This is a genomic window from Kitasatospora sp. NPDC059571, assembly GCF_042735675.1.
Lineage (GTDB): Bacteria > Actinomycetota > Actinomycetes > Streptomycetales > Streptomycetaceae > Kitasatospora.
In genome coordinates this window covers 1-4,802 of sequence record NZ_JBHWBW010000055.1, presented here as the reverse complement: position 1 = coordinate 4,802, position 4,802 = coordinate 1, and the positions used below count along the sequence as shown (strand labels likewise).

At 69.5% G+C, this 4,802-nt stretch carries 3 protein-coding genes and 2 pseudogenes; 2 read left to right on the top strand and 3 right to left on the bottom strand.

Annotated features, from left to right (window positions below; genetic code table 11):
• Positions 1-104: 104 nt before the first annotated feature.
• Positions 105-245, bottom strand: a pseudogene (locus ACFV0G_RS09525) (transposase); the annotation flags it as partial.
• Between ACFV0G_RS09525 and ACFV0G_RS09520 the strand changes: the two are divergent.
• Positions 241-1,316 (top strand): annotated as a pseudogene (locus ACFV0G_RS09520) (beta-L-arabinofuranosidase domain-containing protein); the annotation flags it as partial. The pseudogenes ACFV0G_RS09525 and ACFV0G_RS09520 overlap by 5 nt on opposite strands.
• 111 nt (positions 1,317-1,427) lie before the next feature.
• Positions 1,428-1,799 (top strand): hypothetical protein, encoded by a 372-nt coding sequence (locus ACFV0G_RS09515; RefSeq protein WP_380544315.1) that lies wholly within the window; start codon positions 1,428-1,430, stop codon positions 1,797-1,799.
• Here the strand turns inward: ACFV0G_RS09515 and ACFV0G_RS09510 are convergent.
• Together ACFV0G_RS09510 and ACFV0G_RS09505 are read right to left on the bottom strand one after the other, a co-directional pair.
• Positions 1,717-2,579, bottom strand: a protein-coding gene (locus tag ACFV0G_RS09510) for an IS5 family transposase (RefSeq protein ID WP_380544312.1) whose coding sequence is annotated in 2 segments (ribosomal slippage) — positions 1,717-2,234 and positions 2,234-2,579 — 864 coding nt in all. Because the reading frame shifts where the segments join, the coding sequence is not laid out codon by codon here. The genes ACFV0G_RS09515 and ACFV0G_RS09510 overlap by 83 nt on opposite strands.
• 628 nt (positions 2,580-3,207) lie before the next feature.
• Positions 3,208-4,802 (bottom strand): glycoside hydrolase family 27 protein (locus tag ACFV0G_RS09505; RefSeq protein WP_380544309.1); only part of this gene is annotated, 1,595 nt, incomplete at its 5' end.

Below are 4,802 nucleotides of genomic sequence, written 5' to 3'. Positions count from 1 at the left end.
CGCCGACGGGGCGGCCGGAAATAGACGCACCCCGGCCCCGGGGGGGGATAAACCCCCGGGGGGTGTTGTGGGGGGGGGGGGGGGGGGGCGTACCCCCCCCCGCGCGTCTTGCGTGGACGGCGGTTGAGCTGGTCGGCGACGAACGCCAGGTGGTCGGGGGTGTGGGCCGAGAGGTCGATGCCCTTCGGGAAGTACTGCCGCAGCAGGCCGTTCGTGTTCTCGTTCGAGCCGCGCTGCCACGGCGACACCGTCTGCCGGGACAAGGCCGCGTACATGGTGGCCGAGCTGGCCAAGTGCCAGGCCAACAACGCCGCAGCGGGATTCTCCGCCGGCTATCTGTCGGGCTTCCCCGAGAACGACTTCGCCCAGCTCGAGTCCGGCTCGCTCAAGAACGGCAACGTCCCCTACTACTGCGTCCACAAGACCATGGCCGGTCTGCTCGACGTGTGGCGCCTGCTGGGCAGCACCCAGGCCCGGGTCGTCCTGCTGGGCATGGCCGGCTGGGTCGACCTGCGCACCGGCCGGCTCACCCGGAGCCAGATGCAGGCGCTCATGGGCACCGAGTTCGGCGGCATGAACGAAGTCCTGGCCGACCTCCACCTGCAGACCGGGGACGCGCGCTGGCTGACGGTGGCCCACGCTTCGACCACGCAGCCGTGTTCGACCCGCTGGCCGCCGGACAGGACCAGCTGAACGGCCTGCACGCCAACACCCGGGTGCCGAAGTGGATCGGAGCTGTTCGCGAGTACCGTGCCTCCGGGACTTTGCGCTACCGCGACATCGCCTTCCAGGCCTGGAACATCTGCACCACCGCGCACAGCTACGCCATAGGCGGCAACAGCCAGGCCGAGCACTTCCGCGCACCCGACGCGATCGCCACCCAGCTGACCAACGACAACTGCGAACTCTGCAACTCGTACAACATGCTCAAACTCACCCGCGAACTGCGGCAGTTGGACCCGAGCCAGGCCGGCTACTTCGACTTCTACGAGCGCACCCTGCTCAACCACGTCGTCGGCGCGCAGAACCCCGCCGACCCGCACGGGCACGTCACCTACTTCACCCCGCTCAAGCCCGGCGGCGGCCGCGGCGTCGGCCCGGCCTGGGGCGGCGGCACCTGGAGCACCGACTACGACTCCTTCTGGTGCTGCCAGGGCACCGGCATGGAGTCCAACACCGAACTGGCGGACTCCGTCTACTTCCACGACGGCACCACGCTGATCGTGAACCTGTTCACGCCCACGGTCCTCACCTGGGCCGAGCGCGGCCTCACGATCACCCAGACCACCGCCTACCCCGCGGAGGAGGGCCTGACCGGCCGGTCCTCGGTCGGAGTGCGGACCCGCCTCGGCGCGCACTGACCGCTGTAAGAACCACTAACAGAATGCGCTATTCGGGGTGGTGAACGTGCTTGCTAAGGTCCTGGCGTGTCTCTGACTGACCTGCGCGACGGTTTCCGCGACGATGAGCAGCTCCGGCGTGCCCGGAGGGTCATTCATGACCGCTTGGCGGATGACCGTGACCCCCAGGAGTGTCGCTACCTCATGCGCTTCTGGTGGCAGCTGGGGATGCCGTACCAAGAGGTGTCGATGGAGCAACTCGGCCAGAACGTCAGCCAGCCAAAACTCGACGTCATCAAGGAACTGATCAGTGCCGTCAGGACGGGCCATGCCGAGATCGATGCGTGGGCCGACACGGCGGAGCGGGCCTTCCCGGTCATGCAGGATCGCGGCTACGAGGCTGCCATGGCAGCGCTGGCTGACTCGAGGGGAGATTCGTCAGCCGACGCCAGCAGATGATGCTGCAGGCGAGGCTGAGGAAGGCTTCGTGGATGTCGTCGCGTATCTCCCAGCGGATCCGCAGACGGCGGAACCAGTGCAGGTGGGCGAACGCGCGCTCCACTACCCAGCGTTGCGCACCCAGGCCTGAGCCGTGCTCAATGCCCCGACGGGCGATCAGCGGCTTCACCCCGAGGTCCCAGACCAGCCGACGGTACTTGTCGTGGTCGTAGCCGCGGTCAGCCAGCACGACGTCTGGGCGACGTCGAGGCCGGCCGTGCTTGCCCCGTACGGGCGGCACGGCTTGGAGGAGTGGGATCAGCTGGGTGACGTCGTTGCGGTTGCCACCTGTCAGGGTGGCGGCGAGCGGAATGCCGGTGGCATCGGTGATCAGGTGGTGCTTGCTGCCCGTTCTGCCCCGGTCAACGGGGCTTCGTCCTGTCTTGCAGCCCCCTTTAACGCCCGGATATGGGAGCCATCGACGGCCGCCCGGGAGAAGTCCAGGGCGTTCGCGCTGTGAAGCTTGGCGAGGAGGGCTTCGTGCAGTCGTGGCCACACTCCGGCCTCGGTCCACTCTGCCAGGCGGCGCCAGCAGGTCATGCCCGAGCCGAAGCCGAGCTCCTGCGGCAGGTGTTCCCAGGCGATCCCGGTATGCAGCACGAACAGGATGCCCTGGAACACCAGCCGGTTCGGATGCCGCTTGCGGCCGGGATGTCGAGTTCGACGCTCGATCGCAGGCAGCAGCGGCTCGATCACTGCCCATAGCCCATCGTCGACCTCCCACGGCTTCGGCCGCGCCACTCCGCACCCCCAGATCGCTAGCCCTGGAGTGATCCAAGCATGCCGAAGATCATTTCGTTAGGAGTTCTAAGCCACCGGCGTGGGTCTGGCGCTGCCGGCGCACGCACCGGCCGGCTTTCCAGGACGAGTACCTGTCCGCCGAGCTCCTCGCCTTCACACCCTGGACCGTGACCGATCCGGACCGGCTGCGCGAAATGCTCGCAGAAGTGCGCAGGACAGGAACGGCACGGCTTCCACACCCTGCCGCTGCCCGCCCGCCCCGACTCCGTCATCCCGCTCGCCGTCGAGGACCAGCGCCCGGTCTCCGCGTGGGCCGACGGCGTCGAACTGCGCGTCCTCGCCTGCGCGGACGGCGCTGAGCGGACCGTCACCGCCCCCCGCACCGAGGGCCTCGGCGACGCCGCCCGCTTCCACCTGCGCCGCACCGGCGAGCGGCTAACCGGCACTACCGAACGCCCGCACTCGTGGCACGTGCGTATCGGAGGCCCCGACGGCCCCTGCGCAGCCGGCCGGCCGGCGCCCCGGAGGCCCACCTCCCGTACCCGGCCTGAACCGCAGCGGAGGCGTGGCCCGGCCGGACCGCGCCTCCGCCGTACTCCCGTTCACTTCTCGCAGACGAGGGGACGGGTTATCGGAGGGTCGTCCACTTCTGGTTGTTCTGGCCGTTGCAGGTCCACAGGATGACCGAGGTGCCGTTGGCGGTCCCCGCGTGGTCGGCGTCCAGACACAGCCCGGCGTGGACGTTGCGGATCGACCCGTCGGCCTGCACGGTCCACTTCTGGTTGTTCTGACCGTTGCAGGGCCAGATGATGACGGGCGTGCCGTCGGTGCTGCCCTGGCCGGAAGCGTCCAGGCACTTGTCGCCGTAGACGCGGATCTCGCCTCCGGCCCAGGTGGTCCACAGCTGGTTGGCGGCGCTGTGGCAGTCCCAGATCAGCGTCGCCGTTCCGGCCGTCGTGGCGGCCCGGTCCACATCCAGGCAACGGCCGGACCCGGTGCCGCGAAGCCGTGCGGTGGTGGAGGCCAGCGGGCTGCCGCCGGACACCCTGTACACGGCGACGCCGTGCGCCGGGACGCCGGCCGAGATCTGGCCGGACGTGCTCGACGTGTCGCCGGTCCACAGGTCGGTGAGGGTGAACGGCCCTCCGGTGAGGCCGACCTGCGCGGCCGTGGCGGAGACGGTCGCGGCACCGCTTCCGCGGTTGAACAGGCCGACGGCGACCGAGCCGTCGGACAGCGGCTTGGCGAACACCTCGGTGTCGCCGTCGTCGCGCACCCGGCGCCCGCCCGCGCCGAGCGCGTCCTGGTTCACCGCCAGCAGGCGGGGATTGCGCAGGATCGCGCTCACGTCGCCGGACATGGTCCGGATGTCGTTGCCCGCGATGAGGGGTGCCGAGAGCAGCGACCAGAGGGCGAAGTGGGAACGGGACTCGGTCAGGGACAGGCCGGGGCGGCCGACCACGAGCATGTCGGGGTCGTTCCAGTGGCCGGGGCCCGACTGGGCGGCCAGCGGCGCGTCGACGTCGAGGACGTTGCCCACGCCCATCGGGTAGCTGTTGGTGTTGCCGTTCTGCCAGATGTCGAGCAGGTCCTCGGTCGTCCGCCACAGGTCCGCGACCTCACCCCAGTTGTACGAGGAGCCGGTGATGGCGTGCAGGCTGTTGGGGTTGATGCTGTAGACGATGGGACGGCCGGTGGCGCGGAGGGCGTCGCGCATGAGGGTGAACTGCGCGACCTGCTGGTCCAGCGTGCCGTTGGACGAGCACCAGTCGTACTTGAGGTAGTCCACGCCCCACGAGGCGAAGGTGGTGGCGTCCTGGGCTTCGTGGCCCTTGCTGCCGGTGGAGCCGGAGTAGGAACCCACGGCCTGGGCGCAGGTGCGTTCGTTGGGTGCCTCGTAGAGGCCGAACTTCAGGCCCTTGTTGTGGATGTAGTCCCCGAGCGCCTTCATGCCGCCGGGGAACTTGGTCGGGTCGGCCCGGAGGTTGCCCGCGCCGTCCCGCTGAGGGTCGAACCAGCAGTCGTCGACGATGACGTACCGGTAGCCGGCGTCCTTCATACCGGAGGACACCATCGCGTCGGCGGCCTGGCGGACCTTCGACTCGTCGACACCGCACCCGAAGCTGTTCCAGCTGTTCCAGCCCAGCGGCGGGGTGGGCGCAGGGCTGCCCGCCGCGGCCTCGGCGGTCGTGGCGGTGGATGCGGTGACGCAGGCGGTGAGCA